General features: G+C 73.8%; 18 protein-coding genes. 8 read left to right on the top strand and 10 right to left on the bottom strand.

All coding sequences use genetic code 11. The features are described 5' to 3' along the window. Nucleotides 1–122 precede the first annotated feature (122 nt). The 3 genes from B1205_RS28500 to B1205_RS28490 all read left to right on the top strand — a co-directional run bounded on the left by B1205_RS28500 (nt 123) and on the right by B1205_RS28490 (nt 5004). Nucleotides 123–1328, top strand: coding sequence for a glycoside hydrolase (locus B1205_RS28500; RefSeq protein WP_254910284.1), 1206 nt, complete (start codon nt 123–125; stop codon nt 1326–1328). Nucleotides 1329–1424: 96 nt separating this feature from the next. After that, nucleotides 1425–3689, top strand: a complete 2265-nt coding sequence (locus B1205_RS28495) for an ATP-binding protein (protein WP_089158417.1) — start codon at nt 1425–1427, stop codon at nt 3687–3689. Between the two features lie 61 nt (nt 3690–3750). Then, a complete protein-coding gene (locus B1205_RS28490) occupies nt 3751–5004 on the top strand; it encodes a helix-turn-helix domain-containing protein (RefSeq protein ID WP_089158416.1) in 1254 nt (417 codons plus the stop codon). A gap of 58 nt (nt 5005–5062) precedes the next feature. Here B1205_RS28490 and B1205_RS28485 read toward each other — a convergent pair whose 3' ends face one another. The 7 genes from B1205_RS28485 to B1205_RS28460 form a co-directional block, all read right to left on the bottom strand. Further along, nucleotides 5063–6652: a pectate lyase family protein gene (locus B1205_RS28485; RefSeq protein ID WP_089158415.1), complete on the bottom strand. Its 1590-nt coding sequence runs from the start codon at nt 6650–6652 to the stop codon at nt 5063–5065. 268 nt (nt 6653–6920) lie between these two features. Beyond that, nucleotides 6921–7256 (bottom strand): TauD/TfdA dioxygenase family protein, encoded by a 336-nt coding sequence (locus B1205_RS32655; protein WP_254910283.1) that lies wholly within the window; start codon nt 7254–7256, stop codon nt 6921–6923. Continuing rightward, complete coding sequence (locus B1205_RS32650; protein ID WP_254910282.1) at nt 7253–7753, bottom strand: TauD/TfdA dioxygenase family protein; 501 nt, start codon at nt 7751–7753, stop codon at nt 7253–7255. The genes B1205_RS32655 and B1205_RS32650 overlap by 4 nt, the downstream gene beginning before the upstream one ends. Next, a complete protein-coding gene (locus tag B1205_RS28475) occupies nt 7750–8475 on the bottom strand; it encodes an ABC transporter ATP-binding protein (protein WP_089158414.1) in 726 nt (241 codons plus the stop codon). Before B1205_RS28475 ends, B1205_RS32650 begins: the two co-directional genes overlap by 4 nt. Further along, on the bottom strand, nt 8462–9490 hold the full coding sequence (locus B1205_RS28470; protein ID WP_089158413.1) for a taurine ABC transporter substrate-binding protein: 1029 nt from the start codon (nt 9488–9490) through the stop codon (nt 8462–8464). The genes B1205_RS28475 and B1205_RS28470 overlap by 14 nt, the downstream gene beginning before the upstream one ends. A gap of 16 nt (nt 9491–9506) precedes the next feature. Beyond that, the gene (locus B1205_RS28465) at nt 9507–10370 is read right to left on the bottom strand and encodes an ABC transporter permease (RefSeq protein ID WP_140158167.1); all 864 of its coding nucleotides are present in this window, start codon (nt 10368–10370) and stop codon (nt 9507–9509) included. Between the two features lie 99 nt (nt 10371–10469). Next, nucleotides 10470–10886, bottom strand: coding sequence for an ArsI/CadI family heavy metal resistance metalloenzyme (locus tag B1205_RS28460; RefSeq protein WP_089158412.1), 417 nt, complete (start codon nt 10884–10886; stop codon nt 10470–10472). A 76-nt stretch (nt 10887–10962) separates the two neighbouring features. Here B1205_RS28460 and B1205_RS28455 point away from each other — a divergent pair, with 76 nt between their 5' ends. Genes B1205_RS28455 through B1205_RS28445 form a run of 3 tightly spaced genes read left to right on the top strand, consistent with a single transcriptional unit; the run spans nt 10963 to nt 12451 of the window. Then, complete coding sequence (locus B1205_RS28455) at nt 10963–11298, top strand: ArsR/SmtB family transcription factor (protein WP_089158411.1); 336 nt, start codon at nt 10963–10965, stop codon at nt 11296–11298. Continuing rightward, nucleotides 11295–12032, top strand: coding sequence for an aquaporin (locus B1205_RS28450; protein WP_089158410.1), 738 nt, complete (start codon nt 11295–11297; stop codon nt 12030–12032). Before B1205_RS28455 ends, B1205_RS28450 begins: the two co-directional genes overlap by 4 nt. Beyond that, nucleotides 12029–12451, top strand: coding sequence for an arsenate reductase ArsC (locus B1205_RS28445; protein ID WP_089158409.1), 423 nt, complete (start codon nt 12029–12031; stop codon nt 12449–12451). The genes B1205_RS28450 and B1205_RS28445 overlap by 4 nt, the downstream gene beginning before the upstream one ends. A 5-nt stretch (nt 12452–12456) precedes the next feature. Here B1205_RS28445 and B1205_RS28440 read toward each other — a convergent pair whose 3' ends face one another. After that, complete coding sequence (locus B1205_RS28440) at nt 12457–13347, bottom strand: DMT family transporter (RefSeq protein ID WP_089158408.1); 891 nt, start codon at nt 13345–13347, stop codon at nt 12457–12459. Between the two features lie 28 nt (nt 13348–13375). Between B1205_RS28440 and B1205_RS28435 the strand changes: the two genes are divergently transcribed. Together B1205_RS28435 and B1205_RS32645 are read left to right on the top strand one after the other, a co-directional pair. After that, on the top strand, nt 13376–14767 hold the full coding sequence (locus B1205_RS28435; protein WP_089158407.1) for an aminotransferase-like domain-containing protein: 1392 nt from the start codon (nt 13376–13378) through the stop codon (nt 14765–14767). A gap of 98 nt (nt 14768–14865) precedes the next feature. Then, the gene (locus tag B1205_RS32645; protein WP_089158406.1) at nt 14866–16182 is read left to right on the top strand and encodes a response regulator transcription factor; all 1317 of its coding nucleotides are present in this window, start codon (nt 14866–14868) and stop codon (nt 16180–16182) included. Here the strand turns inward: B1205_RS32645 and B1205_RS28425 are convergent. After that, the gene (locus B1205_RS28425) at nt 16112–17890 is read right to left on the bottom strand and encodes an ATP-binding cassette domain-containing protein (RefSeq protein ID WP_089158405.1); all 1779 of its coding nucleotides are present in this window, start codon (nt 17888–17890) and stop codon (nt 16112–16114) included. The two genes, B1205_RS32645 and B1205_RS28425, sit on opposite strands and share 71 nt — an antisense overlap. Then, nucleotides 17887–19557: ABC transporter ATP-binding protein (locus tag B1205_RS28420; protein WP_089158404.1), on the bottom strand; the 1671-nt coding region annotated here is incomplete at its 5' end. The genes B1205_RS28425 and B1205_RS28420, both read right to left, overlap by 4 nt.

Raw genomic sequence — 19557 nt, 5'->3', positions numbered from 1 at the left:
GCGTCACCTGCACCGGCGGCACCACCGAACCCACCACGTCGCCGACCAGCTCGCCCACGCCGACGCCCACCCCGACGTCGTCGCCGTCCACCCCGCCTCCGGGCGGGCCGGCGGACATCACGGTGAACAGCGCCACGAAGTACCAGACCGTCGACGGGTTCGGCGCGGCGGTGTCGATCTGGGGTGGCGCATGGTCGACGGCCGAGACCCAGACGCTGGTCGGCCTGGGCCCGAACCAGCTCGGTCTGTCCATCGTGCGCACCGGTCTCTCGCCGGTGTCGAGCGAGTGGTCGACGCAGGTGAGCGCGCTGAAGACGGCGAAGTCGTACGGGTCGAACGTGAAGATCATGGCGTCGCCCTGGACGGCGCCGGCGGCCTGGAAGACGAACAACAGCCGGATCAACGGCGGCAAGCTGAAGACCGACTACTACGACGACTACGCCAACCACCTCAACAGCTATGTGCAGTACATGCGCGGTCAGGGCGTGACGATCGACGTCACCTCCGTGCAGAACGAGCCCGACTGGCACCCGGACTACGACTCGATGGACTGGAGCGGCACCGAACTCCAGACGTTCGTCCGGGAGCAGGGCGCGAAGGTGCAGAACACCAAGTTGATGGTCGCCGAGGCGGTGAACCTCAACTACGGCTACACCGACCCGACCTTGAACGACGCCGCCGCTCGCAACAACATCGGCTACATCGGCGGGCACCTCTACGGCACCGAGGCGTCGGGCCGGCTGAAGCCGTACACCCTCGCGCAGCAGTACAACAAGCCGGTGTGGATGACCGAGTGGAACCTGCACGAGGCCGACGGCAGCGGCTCCAACATCTGGGGCAATCCCAGCAACCAGGCGGTCTGGAACGAGACGCTGGACGACATCATGCGCACCGTGCACAAGTCGATGGAGTCCAACTGGAGCGCCTACGTCTGGTGGTACGGCAAGCGCTACTACTCGTTCATCGGCGACGGTGAGGCCGCGTACGGCACGACGGCCGGCGCCCCGCTCAAGCGCGGGTACGCGTTCTCGCAGTTCGCCAAGTACGTCCGTCCGGGTTACCAGCGGATCGGCCTGACGAAGAGCACCAAGGCCTCGCCGCTGGAGGTGACCGCCTACCAGGGCGACGGGAAGATCACCCTGGTGATCCTCAACCGGTCCACCAGCGCGGTGAACAACGCCGTCATCCAGGCGCCGCAGAACGTCAGCAAGGCGGAGTACGTCGCCACCTCGCAGAACGCCAACGCGGCCGGTCAGCCGGCCGGCGTGAACGGGAACCAGGTCTCGGTCAACGTCGGCGCACGCAGCATCTCCACCGTCNGTGGGTGAGCATCCTCACCCACACGCCCACGCCGGCTCGACAGGACAGCCGGCGGCCGATACGGAAAGATCTCCGCTCCGGGACTTCGCGGTTCAGGGGGCGGGATGTCGGGCGAGGAAAGCCTGGGTGAGGTGCTTCGCCGGTTGCGGACCGGCGGCAACCTGACGTTGGAACAGTTGGCGGCGGCGTCCGGGGTGAGCGACCGGACGATCAGCGACATGGAGCGTGGTGTGAGCCGGGGCCCGCGCACGCGTACCGTCGCGGCTCTTGCCGACGGGCTGCGACTCGGCCCGGCGGACCGGTCGGCGTTGCTGGCGGCGGCCCGCGCCGGGCGTCGCCGGGCGGTCGCCTCCGATCCGGCCGCCGAGGACCGGTGCTCCCTGCCGCGCCGGGTGCCGGACTTCACCGGCCGGCGGGCGGAGCTGGACGCGGTCGTCGAATGCGCGGCTGGGGCGCGGGCCGGTGATCCGGGCCCGGTGGTGCTGGTGAGCGGATCGGCCGGTCTCGGCAAGACGTCGTTGGTGGTGCAGGCCGCCGGCGAGCTGGCGGGGTCCTGCCCGGACGGCCGGTACTTCGTCGACCTACGGGGGTTGGACGCGCGGCCGATCTCCCCCGCGGCGGTGTTGGACCGGTTGATCCGTGCGGTGGAGCCGGCGACCGGTGTGGTGCCACGCTCGGTCGAGGACGCCTCCGCCGTGTGGCGTTCGCTGATCCGGGACCGCCGGATCCTGGTGGTGCTGGACAACGCCGCGCACGAGAACCAGGTGCGTCCCGTCCTGCCGACGGAAGGCCCGGCCGCCGTGCTGGTGACCAGCCGACGCAGCCTGCTGGGGCTGGAGGGGGTACGCCGGATCGTGCTCGGACCGCTGCCGGACGCGGTGGCGGTGGACCTGCTGGCCGGCATCGCGGCGGATCCGCTGGAGCAGCCGGCCGGCCTGCGGCGGTTGGCCCGGTTGTGCGCGAACGTGCCGCTGGCGTTGCGGATCGCCGGTAACCGCCTCTCCGGCGGGCCGGGGTGGACCGCCGACGACCTGGCCGACCGGCTGGACCGGCAGGAACGGCGGTTGGACGGCCTCGCCGTCGGTGACCTGGAGGTGCGGGCGGCGTTCGGGCTGTCGCACCAGCAGTTGTCGGAGCCGGGACGGCGGTTGTTCCGGCGACTGGCGCTGGCGCCGGGCGCCTCCGTGTCGGTCGAGTTGGCCGCGGTGCTGGCCGACGGGTCGCCCACGGACACCGAGGACGCGCTCGACGAACTGCTCGACCTGAGCCTGGTGCAGCAGCGCCGGGACGGCCGGTTCACCAGCCACGACCTGTTGCGGGCGTACGCCGGCGAGGAGCTGGCCCGGGCGGAGGACGCCCCGGCCCGCGCGGCCGCCGCGCGGCGCATGCGGGACTGGCTGCTGGACACCACCGTGGTGGCGGGACGGTGGTACGAGCCGGCATTCGGCGCTCCCGCCCCGGGGGCGACCCGCTGGGTGGAGTTGGACACGGCCGAGACGGCCCGCGGATGGCTCCGGGCCGAGGCGGAGAACTGGATGCCGGCGTTGCGGCAGGCCGCCGCGGCCGGGGAGCACCGCCGGGTGATCGAGGTGGCGGAGGCGTTGCACTGGTTCTCCGACCTGTGGCTGCACTCGGGCCACTGGCAGGAGGTGTTCACGCTCTCCACGCGCGCGGCCGAGGCGCTGCGGGACGAGCGGTTGTGTGCCGTCCACCGTGGCTACCTGGCCTGGACGTACACCTATCCGTTGGACGATCCGCGGGAGGGCCTGCGGCAGGCCGACCTGGCGTACGGGCATGCCTGCCGCGCCGGCGACGTCGCCCAGCAGGGATGGGCGCGCTACTACGGCGCCTGGGCCCTGGGCAGTTCGGGCGCGCACGAGCAGGCGCTGGTCCTCGCCCGGGAGGCGGTCGACCTGTTCCGGGCCGCCGGGGAGCGCGAGGGCCTGCCGCAGGCGTTGATGGAGAGCGGCAAGGCCCAGGCCCGGGCGGGCGACCACGCCGCGGCCATCGAGACGTTCACCGAGGTCATCGAGGTGGTCACGACACCGGCGACGGCACCCACCCCGCATGTCACCCGGTTGGCCGAGATGTCGGCCTACGGGTCCATCGGCCGGGTCCACCTGATGTCGGGGCAGTGGCAGAGGTCGATCGAGTTCGGTGACCGGGCGCTGGCGTTGGCGCGGGAGCTGGGTGCGCTGCACGTCGCCGCGCAGATCCTCACGCGCCGGGCGGAGGCGCTCGTCCGCCTCGACGACGTGGCCGCGGCGGTGGCGTCGCTGCGGGAGGCGATGGAGTTGCAGCGGGAGGCGGGCGACGAGGCCGGCCTGCGGGCGACCCGGGACCGGGTGGACGAGCTGCTCCGGTGTTGACCAGCCCGCCGCAGGCCGTGACACACTTGCCGTCGGGAGCAGCAGCGCAGGAAGGCCGTGGATGTCGCAGGAGCCGGCCTTCGCCACGTCGTTGCGGGAGCTGCGCACCCGGGCGGATCTGACGCTCACGCAGTTGGCCGCCCGCTCCGGGGTCAGCGCCCGGGCGATCAGCGACATGGAGCGGGGCGTCAGTCGCGGCCCGCAGGCCCGGACGGTGGCGGCGCTGGCTGACGCGCTCGGCCTCGCCGCACCGCAGCGGTCGGCGTTGCTCACCGCCGCGCGCGCCGGGCGGCAGCGTGGCACCGGGGAGCCGGCCGAGCCGGGCAACCGCTGTCCGCTGCCCCGCCGGCTGCCGGACTTCACCGGCCGGCGAGCGGAGCTGGACGCCATCGCGGCCCGCGCCGGTGCCGGACCGGCCGGCGCCGTCGTCCTGGTCACCGGTTCGCCCGGGTTGGGCAAGACGTCGCTGGCGGTGCAGGCGGCGGCGGAGCTGGCCGACGCGTACCCGGATGGTCAGTTCTTCGTCGACCTGCGCGGCACCCATGCCCGGCCGCCGTCCGCGACGGTGGTGCTCGACCGGCTCATCCGCGCCGTCCGTCCGGGGGTGGCCTCGGTGCCGAGGTCGCGGGACGCGGCCGCGGCGCTCTGGCGGTCCGTCACCGAGGGCCTGCGGGTCGCGGTGGTGCTGGACGACGCCGCCGCCGAGGGGCAGATCCGGCCGGTGCTGCCGGCCGGGCCGAGCCTCGTGCTGGTGACCAGCCGCCGGGCCCTGCCCGGGTTGGCGGCGGCGGGCCGGATCGTGCTGGAGCCGCTGCCCACGACCGTAGCGGTGGGGATGCTGGCCGGCATCGTGCCGGACCGCGCGGCGCAGGTCGCCGGGCTGAGCCGGCTCGCCGACCTGTGCGCGGGGGTGCCGCTGGCGTTGCGGATCGCCGGTAACCGGCTGGCCAGCCGGCCGGGCTGGAGCGCCGACGACCTCGTCGCCCGGCTCGCCGCGGAGGACCGGCGACTGGACGGGCTCGCCGTCGGGGACCTGTCGGTGAAGGCGGCCTTCGAGTCGTCGTACCGGCAGTTGTCCGAGGTGGGGCGGCGGCTGTTCCGGCGGTTGGCGCTGGTGCCGGGCGCGACGACCGGGGTGCCGCTGGCGGCGGTCCGGGCCGCCGGGCCGCCGGCGGTCACCGCGGCGGCGTTCGGCGAGCTGCTCGACCTCGGGCTGGTGCGGCAGGGCCCGGACGGTCGGTATTCCCTGCACGACCTGCTGCGGTTGTACGCGGTCGCGGAGCTGCGCCGGGACGAGGCGACCGGGCCGCGTTGACCGGGCCGCGCGACGGCGGGCGCGACCGGACCCGGCCACGCCCGCCCCGCGCCGGCGCTCAGCCGGCGTACGTCTCGAACTCGCCGACCCTCGGCGTGCCGTTGGAGCTGTTGATCTTGAAGTTGATCTTGGTCAACGAGGTCGCGGCGAACGTGATCGCGCCCGCCCCGCTCCCCGAGGCCAGCACGGCCCCGGTGTCGTTGTTCACGAGCTGCCAGGAACCGATCGAGCCCTGGGTGCCCGACGGCTCGCGGATGACCACGCGGGACACCCGGGTGGCGGAGCCCCACTTGATCGAGATCGTGCCGGTCGACCCGGACGGCGACCAGTACGTGCTCAGGTTGGCGTCGCGCACGTTGCCGTAGCTGGTCCCGTCGGCCTTGCTGGAGCCGTCGGCGCCGGCGCCCGAGGCGAGGCTCAGGTTGGTCCCGCCGGACGGGGGCGGCGTGGTCGGCGCGGGCGTGGTCGGCGCGGGCGTGGTCGGCGCGGGCGTGGTCGGCGCGGGCGTGGTGGGGCCCGCCGTGGTGGGCGGCGGCGACTGCGGCGTGCAGTTGCCGTCGGACACCCGCAGGCCGGTGTTCGCGCCCGCCGTCTGCCGCACGATGTCCGGCACGCAGCTCGCCCCGTCCAGCCGGTACGGGTAGGGAATGCTCACGGTGGTGTTGGAGGTCGGGTTCGGCCCCGCCGGATAGTTCTCGTTACCGGCGGCGGACCAGGTCACGTTGTCGAAGATGTTGCCACCGACCTGCCACGAGCCGCGCTCGTTGGTGTAGAACGTGCCCAGCACGTCCTTCGAGTTGCGGAAGTAGTTGTTCTCCACCTTGGCGCGCGCACCGGCCCGGGAGTTGATGCCGGACTCGTGCAGGCTCACGTAGTGGTTGTTGTACATGTGCGCGATGCCGCCCCGCAGCAGCGGCGTCCGGGAGTCGATGTTCTCGTAGAGGTTGTGGTCGAACGTGACGAAGCCGTTCGACCGGTCGCTCTCGCTGGACCCGATGAGCCCGCCCCGGCCGGAGTTGCGCAGGATGCTGTAGGACAGCGTCACGTACTGCGTGTCGTCCTTCATGTCGAAGAGGCCGTCGAAGCCCTCCGACTCCCCGCCCGACGCCTCCAGCGTGACGTGGTCCACCCAGATGTTGCGGACCGTGCTCTCCATGCCGATGGCGTCGCCGCCGTTGGAGGTGGGCGAGCCGGACTTCTTGACGTTCCGCACCGTCACGTTCTGGATGATGATGTTGCGGGAGTCGCGGATGTGGATGCCGAGCTGGTCGAAGACCGCGCCGCTGCCCACCCCGATGATGGTGACGTTGCTGATCTGCTTCAGCTCGATCACGCCGGCCGCGGTGTTGCAGCTCGAACCCGAGACCTTGGCGGTGTTGCCGTGGTTGATGGTCCCGGACACCTCGATGATGATCGGGGTGCTGCTGCTGGCCCGGTTGCACAGCGCGGCGTGGATCGCGGTTCCGGTGCTGGCCCGCACCGTCTGCCCGCCCGCGCCGCCGGTGGTCCCGCCGTTCTGGGACGCGTAGCCGGTGGCGGTGCCGGCCGCCGCCGACGCCTGGAGGGTCGGCACCAGGACGCCGACGCCGACACCCACCACCGCCGTGGCCAGGGTCGCCTGAAGTCGCAGTGCGACTGGTTTCCTCATTTCGCCTCGCTTCGAATTCGCGCATGCCGGATCAACCGCCGAGCAACGACGGTCGCCGAACAGGGGAAGGAGAATCGTTCATCCATTCGCGGGGCCCGAGCCGCAAATGAAACATCGATGTAACGCAATCGTATGAAAGCGCTTTCGCCCAGGGCAAGGGCTGGCGTTTGCAGGTTTTTTGCACTGGCTCGGGGGCGGGTCGGCCNGGTGGCATCAAGCGCGCTTGATGCCACCACTTCACCGAACTCGCGTACGAACCGCCGAGGGGTCAGCCAGCCGCGCGGACCTCCGCCGGGCCCACGGGCACGTCGCCGCGCAGCGTGATCCGGTGCATCACCCGGCGTGCGTCGCCGTAGTCGCGGTTCGCGTAGTGCGCCGTGCTCCGGTTGTCCCACATCGCCACGTCACCGGGGCGCCACCGGTGCCGCACGATGTGCTCGGGCTTGGTCAGGTGGGCGTAGAGCATGTCCAGGATCGCCCGGCTCTCGTACTCCGACACCCCGACGATGTGGGAGGTGAAGCCGGGGTTGACGAAGATGCCGCGGCGGCCGGTCTCCGGGTGCACCCGCACCACCGGGTGCTCGACCGGGGTCAGCCGGGTCACCACCTCGCCGTCCCACTCGTTGCCCCGACCGCCGCGCCGCTGGGCGAGGTAGTAACCGAACTCGCGGTTGCCNCGAGCCGCCGCACCGGCGCGGCCAGCGAGTCGTACGCCAGTTGGGCGTCGGTCCAGTTGGTGTCGCCGCCGGTGGGCGGCAGCGTCACCGCGCGCAGGATCGAGCCGAGCGGCGGCCGCTTCATGAACGTCACGTCGGTGTGCCAGATGTCGGCGAAGCCGTTGTCGGCGCTGTCCAGCTCGTAGATCTCCGGGTGCGCCTCGTCGACGCCGCCGACGACCGGGTGCGAGACGGTGAGCTCGCCGAGGCGTCGGCCGAGCGCCACCTGGTCGTCGTCGTCGAGGATCTGCTCGCGGAAGAACAGCACCTTGCGCTCGACCAGCGCGGCGCGGATCTCGACGATCTCGTCGTCGGTGGCGGAGGCCAGGTCGACGCCGTGCACGATCGCGCCGAAGTGCGGACCGAGCGGTTCCAGTTCCTTCATCTGACTACCTCCGGGGTGCGGACGGCGGCGCCGAGCTGGGCGCGCAGCGCGGCGAACTCGGGCAGGCCGCGCAGCTCGTCCGGGGCGGTCCCGGTACGCGGCAGGTCGATGGGCAGGTCGAGGGCGATGCGGCCGGGCCGCGGGGTGAGCACCACGACACGGCTGCCGAGGAAGACGGCCTCGTCCACGCTGTGGGTGACGAACACACAGGTACGCCCGGACTCCGCGCTCACCCGCCGCAGGTCCTCCTGGAGCCGTTCCCGGGTGAGCGCGTCCAGCGCGGCGAACGGCTCGTCGAGCAGCAGCAGCGGGTTGTCGACGGCGAGCGCACGGGCGATCGCGACGCGCTGCTGCTGGCCGCCGGAGATCTGCCAGATGCGGCGACGTGCCACGTCCCGCAGGCCGACGCGTTCCAGCAGCTCCTCGACCCGCTCGGCGGTGGCCGGCACGCCGGCGTACGTCAGGGCCAGCGCGACGTTGCCGCCGACGGTCTTCCACGGGAACAGGCGTGGCTGCTGGAAGACCAGTCCGGCGCCGCGCCCGGGGACGGGGGCACGCCCGGCGGTGCGGACGGTGCCGGCGGACGGCTGCTCGAAGCCGGCGATCAGCCGCAGCAGGGTGGTCTTGCCGCAGCCGGACGCGCCGACCAGCACCAGGAACTCCCCGGCCGGGACGGTGAGGTNNTCGACCGAGTCGAGCACCACGGCGTCACCCGAGGACATCGGGCAGGCCCTTGACGTAGATCGCCTTCTGCACGTCGGCGAGCGCCGGCACCGCGTCGATCTTCTGCTGCTCCTTGAGGAACTGCGCGGCGGCGACGAGGTTCTCGGCGAGCTTGCCCACCTTGCCCTCGGTGCCGAGCCACTCCGGCGTGGAGAGGTCGGTCGGCTTGAGGAAGACGCCCTGCGAGAGCTGGAACTGCGCGTCCTGCGGGCTGAGGTTGAGTTCGGCGGCGACGGCCTTGGCCGCCGACGCGGGGTCGGACGCGATGAGGTCGAGCGCCTGGGCCTCGGCCTTGCGCCAGGCGTCGACCGCGTCGGGGTGCGCGTCGGCGAACGCGGTGGAGACCACGCCCAGGTCCAGGGTGGGCTTGCCGGCGGTGGCGAGCTGGCGGCTGGAGACGAGGACCTTGCCGGTCTTCTTGACCTCGGCCAGCGACGGCAACCAGGTGTACGCGGCGTCGATGTCCCCCCGGCCCCAGGCGGCCTGGATGTCCTGCGGCTCCAGGTCGACGACGGTCACCTCGGACTCCTTGACGCCGGCCTGGGCCAGCGCGGCCAGCAGGCTGTAGTGCGCGGTGGAGGCGAACGGGGTGGCGACCTTCTTGCCGCGCAGCCCGGCCACACCGGTGATGCCGGTGCCGTTGCGGGCCACCAGCGCCTCGTTGTCGCCGGCCACGTCGAGCACGAACGCCACCCGGTACGGGATATTCAGCGGCGCGGAGAGCCCGCGGGCCACCGGGCTGGACCCGATCGCCGCGATGTCCAGGCTCCTGGCCACGAACGCGGTGTTGATGTCGGCGCCGGAGTCGAACTTGGTCCAGGTGATCTTGTAGTCCGGCAACGCCTTCTCCAGCAGGCCCTGGTTCTTGACGACCAGGTCACCGCTGGGGAACGCCTGGTAGGCGATGCGGATGGTCTTGCGCTCCGGGTCCGCGCCGCCGCTCGCGGCGCCGTCGCCGCAGCCCGCGACCGCCGCGAGGAGCAGCACGGTGAGGCCGGTCAGTAGCTTCTTCACGGGTGGTCTTCCTTGTCTAGGCACGGCCACGCCACGGGATCAGCCGTTTTTCGGCGGTCCGCAGCAGGGCGTCGATGAGCAGGCCGGAGAGGCCGATGGCGAACAGTCCGAGCACGACCACGTCGGTCTGGGAGTAGCGCTGGGCGTCGCGGACCATGCCGCCGATGCCGGGCACGCCGTTGATGGTCTCGGCGGCGACCACCGACGAGTACGCGACGCCGACCGCGATCCGGATGCCGGTGAAGATCTCGGGCAGCGCGTTCGGCAGCACCACGTCGCGGGTGACCGCCCACCGGCCGGCGCCGAGCGCGCGGGCGGCCTCGACCAGCCCGGCCGGCGCGGCGTGCACGGCCGCGGCGGTCGCCACCGCCACCGGCGGCAGCGCGGCGATCGACAGCAGCCACAGCTTGGGTGTCTCGTCGATGCCGAACCAGATGATGAACAGGCTGAAGTAGGCCAGCGGCGGCAGCGCCCGGACGAACGTCACGACCGGCTCGGCGACCACCCGGATCCAGCCGACCGTGCCCATCACGACGCCGATGACGAGGCCGCCGGCCACGCCGATCGCCGAGCCGACGAGGATGCGGCGCAGGCTCACGCCGAGGTGCTCGATCAACAGGTGGCCGCTGTAGCCGCGAACACCGTCGTGGGTGGTCGAGGTCTGGACCAGTTGGTGCCAGACCGCGCCGGGGGTCGGGATGAATGTGGGGTTGCGGGTGACGCGTGCGGCGATCTCCCACAGCGCGTACAGCGCGATCAGCGCCACGAGCCGCAATGCGAGCCGGCGCCGTCGGCCACCGCGCGGCGCGAGGGCCGTGCGGGACGTGACGGGGCCGGCGTCGGGGGCCTCGGCGGGCGGTACGGACAGCGTCGTGGTCACGAGATCACTCCAGGAAGGGGCGGCTCGCTAATTCCTACTTGACCTATCGGATTAGGTCAACACTGTCCCGCCCGCCGGACCCCGATGACACCGCGACCGTCAGGCGACCGGGGTGCAGCAGTCGGCCTCGGCGACCTTCTCCAGTTGCGCGGAGTCACCCTTGACGGTGTAGACCTCCCAGCGCTCGTCACCCGGGCCGCGTACCCAGACCTTGTCCTGCAGGGCGTAGCAGCACTCGGTGTCGTTCTCCGCCAGCGTGATCAGGCCGGACTCGGTCAGGCGCCGGGTGGCGGCGTCGACCTCGTCGGTGCTGGACACCTCGACGCCCAGGTGGTCCAGGGCGGTGGGCCGGTCGGTCTCGCCCTCAAGGAGCACGAGCTTCAACGGCGGGTTCTCGACGGCGAAGTTGGCGTAGCCGGGGCGACGCTTGGCCGGCTCGACGCCGAACAGCTTGGTGTAGAAGGCGACGGAGCCTTCGAGATCGGACACACGCAGCGCGAGCTGAACTCGGGACATGGGAGCTCCTTGTCTAGACGTTTGTCGAAGCAGACCCCAGGTTGCCGCTTGTTTCGACATCTGTCAAGCTAGACAGATGTCGAAACAAGCTGGTCTCGACGCGATCGCGGGCCGTCCCATGGCACCGGAGCAGGCCGCCGTGGTCGCGCCCATGTTCAAGGCCCTGGGCGACCCGATCCGGCTCCGTCTGATGTCGATGATCGCCTCCGTGCCGGAGATGTGCGTCTGCGACCTGACCCCCGCGTTCGACCTGTCCGGGCCGACCATCTCCCACCACCTCAAGGTCCTCCGCGAGGCCGGTCTCGTCGACTCGGAGCGGCGGGGGACCTGGGTCTGGTACCGGGTCAGGCCCGAGGCGTTCCGTCGGCTCGGCGCGCTGCTGGCGATCTCGGGCGACGAGGGCGTGGCGTGAGCCTCGCCCTGCCCCGGCGGGCATCGGCGGAGTTCGCCGGCACCGCCCTGCTCGTCACCGCCGTCGTCGGCTCGGGGATCGCGGCCGCCCGGCTGTCCCCCGCCGACCCCGGGCTCCAACTGCTGGAGAACTCGATCGCCACCGCCCTCGCCCTGGGCGCACTGATCCTGACCTTCGGCCCGGTCTCCGGGGCCCACCTCAACCCGGTCGTCTCCGCCGTCGACTGGTGGCTCGGCCGCCGCGCCGGCACCGGCCTGACCGGGCGCGACCTCGCCGTCTACGCCACGGCCCAGACCGGCGGCGCGGTCACCGGGGCCGTCCTCGCCGGCCTCATGTTCGACCTGCCGGCCGTCACCTGGTCCCGCACCGAACGGACGGGAGGGCACCTGTGGCTGGCCGAGGTGGTCGCCACCGCCGGCCTGGTCCTCCTGGTCTTCGCCCTCGCCCGCTCCGGTCGCACCACCGCCGCGCCCGCCGCCGTCGGCGCCTACATCGGTGCGGCCTACTGGTTCACGTCGTCGACGTCGTTCGCCAACCCGGCCGTCACGATCGGCCGCGCCTTCTCGGACACCTTCGCCGGCATCGCCCCGACCTCGGTGCCCGGCTTCCTCGTCGCCCAGGTCGTGGGTGGCCTGGTCGCGCTCGCCGCCCTCGCCGCCTGGTACCCCGATGCCGCCGACACCGTCGACGCCGTGGTCGTGCCCCACCTCACCCAGGAGACCGAAGCCCGATGAGCAGCAAGCCCAGCGTCCTGTTTCTCTGCGTGCACAACGCCGGCCGCTCCCAGATGGCCGCCGGCTGGCTGCGCCACCTCGCCGGGGACGCCGTCGAGGTGCGGTCCGCCGGCAGCGAGCCCGCCGACCGGCTCAACCCCGTCGCCGTCGAGGCCATGCGCGAGGTCGGCATCGACATCACCGGCCAGACGCCCGCCCGGCTCACCTGGGACGACGCCGAGGCCAGCGACGTCATCGTCAGCATGGGCTGCGGCGACGCCTGTCCCGTGCTGCCCGGCCGCCGCTACGAGGACTGGCCGCTCACCGATCCGGCCGGCCGGTCCCTGCACGTCGTCCGCCAGGTCCGCGACGAGATCAGGGACCGGGTGGCGGACCTGCTCCGATCGCTCGACGCTCAGGCGCCGCCGGAAGGGCGGTAGCAGCGCTACCGGTCGGAGCGAGCACGGGTGCGTTGGATCAGCACGACGCAGGCCAGCACCGCCCCCGCCACGACGACCGTGGCCGGGGTGAGCGCCTCACCGAGCAGCAGGGCCGACCAGAGCAGCGTGAGCACCGGCTGGGCGAGTTGGATCTGGCCGACCCGGGCGATGCCGCCGCGCGCCAGGCCGGCGTACCAGGCGAAGAAGCCGAGGAACATCGACACCAGCGTGAGATAGCCGAAGGCGGACCAGGCGGCGACGCCGGCCCGGGGATGGTGGACGGTCGCGGCCACCGCCGTGATCGGCACGGTGGCCGGCAGCGAGAGCAGCAGCGCCCAGCAGATCGTCCGCGCGCCGCCGAGGTCGCGGGACAGCACGCCGCCCTCGGCGTAGCCGAGGCCGCACAGCACCACGGCGACGAGCAGGAACAGGTCGGCCCGGGACAGCGAGCCGTGCATCGCGCCGCTGGTGGCGAGGAAGGCGAGCACCGTCGTCAGCCCGGCGGCGCTGGCGATCCAGAACAGTGGCGGCGGTCGTTCGCCGGCCCGCAGCACCGCGAACACCGCCGTCGTCGCGGGCAGCACGGTGACGACGACCGCGCCGTGCGCGGAGGTCTGCGTGGTCAGCGCGAGCGAGGTGAACAGCGGGAAGCCGACGACGACACCGAGCGCGACGACCGACAGCCGCCGCCACTGGTCGCGGGTGGGGCGGGGCGCACCGGTCAGCCGCAGGTAGGCCCACGCGAGCAGCGCCGCGCCGACGGCCCGTCCGAAAGCGACGAACCAGGGGTCGAGTTCCTGCACGGCGACGCGGGTCATCGGCAGCGACATGCTGAACGCGAGCACCCCCAGCGCGCCGAGGGCGATCCCGCCGGCCGGTTTCGCCGTTACCGTCATGGGGTCAGTAGCGCTACGCTGTGCTGTCATGAATGATGGTAGCGCTGCGGATCGGGTTGTCGAGCACCTGGGCGGGCTCGCGGCGGCGGCAGCGCCCGGGACGCGACTGCCGTCGGTGCGCGCGTTGACCGCGCACCACCGCGTCTCCCCGGTCACCGTCGCCGAGGCGACCCGTCGGCTGGTGGCACAGGGCCTGGTGGAAACCCGGTCGGGTCGGGGCGCCTTCGTGGCACCCCGGCGATCCGCGCGGCCCGAGGAGGACCTGTCGTGGCAGACCGTCGCGCTCGGCCACCGGCGGGGCGGCGAGGACGAGATGCAGGCGCTACTGGCGTTATCGCCAGAGGGGGCAATTCCGCTTTCCGGTGGGTACCTGGCCCCGGACCTCCAGCCGGCCGCCGCGCTCGGTGCGGCGCTGGCCCGCGCGGCCCGTCAGCCGGCGGCGTGGCAGCGCGGCCCGGTCCAGGGGCGGGCGGACCTGCGGGCCTGGTTCGCCCGCGAGGTCGGTGGCGGCCTGTCGGCCGAGGACATGGTGATCTGTCCGGGCGGGCAGGCGGCGTTGTCGTCCACCTTCCGGGCCCTCACCGTCCCCGGCGACACCCTGCTCGTCGAGTCCCCCACCTACCTGGGCGCGCTGGCCACCGCGCACGCGGCCGGCCTGCGGGTGGTGCCCGTGCCCGCCGACGCCGACGGCGTACGGCCCGACCAGCTCGCCGCCGCGTTCACCCGCACTGGCGCCCGACTCTTCTACTGCCAGCCGCTGTATGCCAACCCGCACGGCGCGACCCTCGCCGCCGACCGGCGTACCCGGGTCGCGGCCGTGGTGCGCGAGGCCGGCGCGTTCCTCGTGGAGGACGACTACGCCCGCGACCTGACCATCGACGGCGAGGCGCCGCCCCCGCTGGCCGCCGACGACCCGGCCGGGCACGTCGTCTACCTGCGCTCGCTGACCAAGTCGGCGGCACCGGGCCTGCGGATCGCCGCGCTGGGCGCCCGCGGGCCGGCCGGCGCCCGGCTGCGCGCCGCCCGGCTGCTCGACGACCTCTTCGTCGCCGGGCCGCTGCAACAGGCCACGCTGGAGTTCCTCACCGCGCCGGCCTGGGAGCGGCACCGCCGTACGCTGCGCCGGGAGCTGCGGGCCCGCCGGGAGGCGCTGCTCGCGGCGCTGGACCGGCACCTGCCCTCGCTGGTCCCGCCGGGTGTGCCGCGGGGTGGCCTGCACCTGTGGGTACGGCTACCGGACGGCGTCGACGACGTCGCGCTGACCTCGGCCGCCGCCGCAGAGGGTGTCACCGTCTTCCCCGGTCGCCCCTGGTACGCCGCCGAGCCGCCGGCTGCGCACCTGCGCCTCACCTACGCCGCCGCACCGCCGCAACGGATGGACGAGGCGGTCCGCCGGCTGGCCGCCGCGCTCGCCCGTTGACGGCCGGACGGCGAAGGGACCGATCATTCCACCGGGACGCCGGCCGACGCGGACGACCGGATGGTGACCGGTGACACCGCGTAGTGCACAGTGGACCCATGGGTGACGTGGGGAGCGCAGTACCGCCCGGGTCGACTCCGCCGGTCCGGGTGGCCGTGCTCGGTGTGCCCGGCCTGTGTCGGACGGTGGTGGCCGGGGTGGTCGCGGCGGCGCCCGACTTCGAGGTGGTGGCGCAGGGCGAGGCGGATCCGGCGCAGCTGCGCCGCCTCGCCGGCTCCCACCCCGATCTGGTGCTCGTCGACCTCGACCCGGACGACGACCCGACGAGCGTGGTGGCGGCGTTGCGTGCCACCGTGCCGGACTGCGCGGTCGTGGTGCTGACCAACCGGCCGACCGCCCGGGTGCTGCGGTCCGCGCTGCGACTACGGGTCCGTGGGGTCATCGCCAAGGACGTGCCGCCCGAGGAGATGCTCGCCCAGTTGCGGGCCGTCGCGCAGGGGCGCCGCGCCATCGACCCGGTGACCGCCCTGGCCGCCCTGGACACGGCGGTCAACCCGCTCAGCGACCGCGAGCGTGAGGTGGCCGCCGCCGNACCGTCCGCAACCACCTCTCCAGCCTGCTGCGCAAGGCCGGCGGCCGGAACCGGTGGGAGGCGGTGCGCCGCGCCCAGGAGGCCGGCTGGATCTGACGGCAAACGGACAGCAGGGTTCCCGACACAACGAATTTACATAGGATTCCCGACGGCCGGTTATCGATCGTGCACGGTACGTCAGGGAAGGCGGGGGTCATGGCTGGGAGTCGACATGGTCCGCACGCTGCTCGCGCTCAAGGGACGGCTGGTCCGGGGCGCGCTCGCCCACCTGCTGGCCGCCCAGGGTGACATCGAGGTCGTCGCCGAGGCGGACAATGCCCACGCCGTCCGGGTCGCGCTGCTCGGCATACGCCCGGACGTCGCCGTGATCGACGTGGACCTCGTACCGCTGCACCAGCTGGCCCGGCTCGCCGCCACGGCCGACGGCAGCCACGGCGGGCGGCTCCTGGTGCTGGTGGACCACCGTCGCGCCGGGCGGATCCGGACGATGCTCGCCGAGCACCACGGGTCGATCGGTTTCCTCAGCCGGGACGTGCCGCCGGAGCGGATCGCCGAGGGGGTCCGGCAGCTCGCCGACGGTCAGGTCGTGCTCGACCCGGAGCTGGTCGTCGCCGCGCTGGAGGTGGCGGACAATCCGTTGACCCTGCGGGAGCGGGAGGTGCTGGAGGTGGTCGCCGACGGCGTGCCGGTCCGGGAGATCGCCCAGAAGCTCGACGTCTCCCCCGGGACGGTCCGCAACCACCTGTCGCACATCATGGCGAAGACCGGGGCCCGGACCCGCTTGGAAGCGGTACGGATCGCTCGCGAGTCCTGCTGGATCTGACCGCCCCGCTGCCCTCCCAGTAACCCACCAGTTCCCGGTACGCCGCCGAGCCGGCCAGCAGGCCCCGGTGGCTGTCCAGGTGGGCCTGCCCACCGTCGAGCAGCAGCACCCGTCGGGCCCGCGTCGCCGAGGTGATCCGGTGCGCGATCACCACGAGGGTGCCGGGCCGGGCGGCGAAGGCCAGCTCCAGCCGCGCCTCGGTGGCCGGGTCCAGATGGCAGGTCGCCTCGTCCAGGATGACCAGCGGTGCCGGCGCCAGCCAGGCCCGCAGCAGGGCCACCTGCTGGCGCTCCCCGGCGGACAGGCCGGCGGGACGCACGATCGCGTCGAGGCCACCGAGGCGGGCCAGCAGGGCGGTCAGGCCAAGCCGGTCCGCCGCCCCGGTGATCGTCGCGTCGTCCAGATCGGGCCGCAGGTACCGGAGGTTGTCCCGGACCGTGCCGGTGAACACGTACGCCTCCTGCGGGATCAGCACCCGGCGGGCCGCCAGCTCGGCCGCGGTGGCCGCGACCGTCGGCGTCCCCGCGACGTGGACCGTGCCGGAATCCGGGTGCAGCACCCCGGCCATCAGTCCGGCCAGGGTGGACTTGCCGATCCCGCTCGCGCCGACGATGGCCAGGTGGTCACCGGCCGGCACGGTCAGGTCGAAGCCGTCGAGCACCGGCGCGGCGTGCCGCCCGTACCGGAAGGTCACCGCGTCCAGCGACAGCGCGGGCGCGGCCGGGTCGGGCGGCGACAGGGTCGCCGGACCGCCGGGCTCCGCCGGAGGTACGCAGGTGCGCAGCAGCCGGTCGAGGGTGACCACGAAGCGCAGACCGCCGGCCGCCACGCCCTGGAACAGGGTGTGCAGCGCCGGCTGGATGCCGCGGACCACGTAGATCAGCGCGCCGAGCAGCGCACCCGGCCCGAGGCCCTGCCCGAGCAGCCACGGCGCGGCGACCAGCAGCAGGGGCACCGGCAGCCACCCGCCGACGGCGAGGCTCAGGCTGCGCGCGGCGGCCATGGTGGCCAGCCGCCGCTCCACCCGCGCCTGCGCGTCGACGTGCTCGCCGAGCCAGCCGACGACCCGGTCCCCGGCCCCGCTGACCGTGACGTCGCGATGGCCGGCCACCGCGACGACCGCGTCTCGGCCGAGCCGCTCGCCGGCCAGGACGTACTCGCGCTGCCGGGCCACCATCGCCGGCAGCGCCGCCGCGAAGAGCAGCAGACCGACGAGCACCGGGCCGGTCACCAGCAGCGCGACCGGGGCGGCCAGGGAGCACAGGCCGACCACGGCCGCGCCGGCGGCGAACACGAAGCCCCGGACCACCATCAGCAGGCCGGCCCAGGTGTCCCGGACCATCTCCACCTGGTGGGTCAGGCGGGTGACCGCCGCGTCGTCGCCCCGCCCGTCGGTCGCGCCGGCCAGCGCCCCCGCCACCACCCGCCGCAGCAGATCGTCACGGAACGGCTCGACCACGTCGCCCAGCAGCCCGTACGCCTGCCGGGTGCCGAGCGCGCCGACCAGCACGGCGACCGCGATCAGCCCCAGCCAGAGCAGCCCGACGCCGGGCCGGCCGGCGAGGAAGCCCTCGTCCACGGCCCGGGCGGTCAGCAGGCCGGTCAGCGCGGCCGGCAGCGCCTCGGCCAGCGACCAGGCGGCCAACCGCAGCAGCGGTCCGCGTCGCGCCGACAGTTCCGCGCGGGTCACCGCGCCCACCGTGGTCATGACCGGAACACCGCCCGGTACGCCGGGTCGTCCCAGAGCGCCTCGTGCGGGGCGACCGCGCGCACCCGGCCACCGTCCACCCAGGCCACCAGGTCGGCGCGGGCGGCGGTGCCCACCCGGTGGCTCACCACCACCCGGGTACGCTGGTCGTGGTGCCCGGTGAGCGCGTCGACCACCCGGTGTTCGGTGACGGTGTCCAGGCTGGACGTCGCGTCGTCGAGGATCAGCAGCCGCTCGGCGCGCAGCGCGCGGGCCAGTCCGAGCCGTTGCCGCTCGCCACCGGAGAGGGCCAGCCCGGTCAGCGGCGTGCGGTAGCGCTCGGGCAGCCGCTGCACCACGTCGTGGACCTCGGCCGACCGGGCCAGCGGCACCGGGTCGTCGCCGCAGCCGACCGCCGCGCCGACCGTCTCCCCGACCAGCACCGGCCGTTCGAAGCCGTAGCCGACCGCCCGGCCCAACGCCGAGGGGGTCAGCTCCCGCAGCGGCACACCGTCCAGGCGTACCTCGCCGGAGTCGGGGTCGCGCAGTCGACCGGCGACGGCGGCGAGCAGGGACTTGCCGGCGCCGGACGGCCCGACGACGGCGAGCAGCGTCCCGCCCGGCACCCGCAGGTCGACCCGGTCGAGCAGCGGCTGTCCGTCGTCGCCACGGACGTCGACGCCGCACAGCTCCAGCCGGCCCGACCCGGGCGGCAGGTCCCGCGTACCGTGCCGGCGGGCGGGTTCGGCGAGGATCTCGGCGGCCCGGCCGCAGCCGGCGCGCACCCGCACGGCGGTGTTGACGGCGGCGATGGCGGCGCCCAGCCCGGCGCCGATCGCGGCGTACTGGAGCGCGGCGAGCAGTTCTCCCGGGGTCAGCCGCCCGGCGGACAGCAACCATCCGCCGACGGCGATGATCGCCAGTTGCAGCAGCGGACTCAGCAGGGCGCCCCGGGCGGCCGCCCCGGCGAGCACCCGCCAGGTGCGTCCGCCGTGCCGGCGGAGTTCGGGCAGCGGGGTGAGCACCCGGTCGACCTCCCGCCCGGCGGTGCCGGCGGCGGTGATCGTCCGCGCGCCGGTGAGCGCCTCGACGAGCCGCCCGGCCAGGTCGCCCTGGGCCCGCTGGTAGCCGGCCACCGCGTCGGAGGCCTCGCTGACGAAGCGTCGCAGCAGCACGGCCAGGAGCAGCAGCCCGGCCACGAAGGTCAGACCGAGCCACGGATCGATCAGGGTGAGCGCGACCAGGCTGCCCAGCGTCGGCAGCAGCACGCTGCCGGCCTGCACGACCGTCGGTGCGGCCTGCCCGGCGTCGGCGACCTGCCCCACCAGGCGGCCGACCAGGTCACCCGCCGGCCGGCGGCTCACGGTTCGCGGATCGAGGGCGAAGAGGTGACGGGTCAGGGCGTGCCGCAGCGCGGCCACCGATCGGGCCCCGGCCGCGCCGGTGCCGTAGTCCCGGGCCGCCCGCGTCCCGATCAGCACCAGCACCAGGGCGACGACGATCGCCGTCCACCCGCCGGGCGACGCCGACCGCGGCGCGGTGCCGACCGCGGCGTCCACCGCCCGTCCCAGGACCGCGGGCAACGCCAGCTCGGCCGCCGCCTCCACCACGGCGAGCACCGCCAGCGCCGGCGTCCACCAGCCGGCGAAGGCCACGGCGCGCATCGCGAGCCGATCGGCGGGGGGCAT

Origin of the sequence: Micromonospora sp. NBS 11-29, assembly GCF_002140155.1 — a bacterium.
Classification (GTDB): Bacteria; Actinomycetota; Actinomycetes; order Mycobacteriales; family Micromonosporaceae; genus Micromonospora.
The sequence above is the reverse complement of the archived record's forward strand: the minus strand, read 5'-3'. Positions and strand labels throughout refer to the sequence as shown.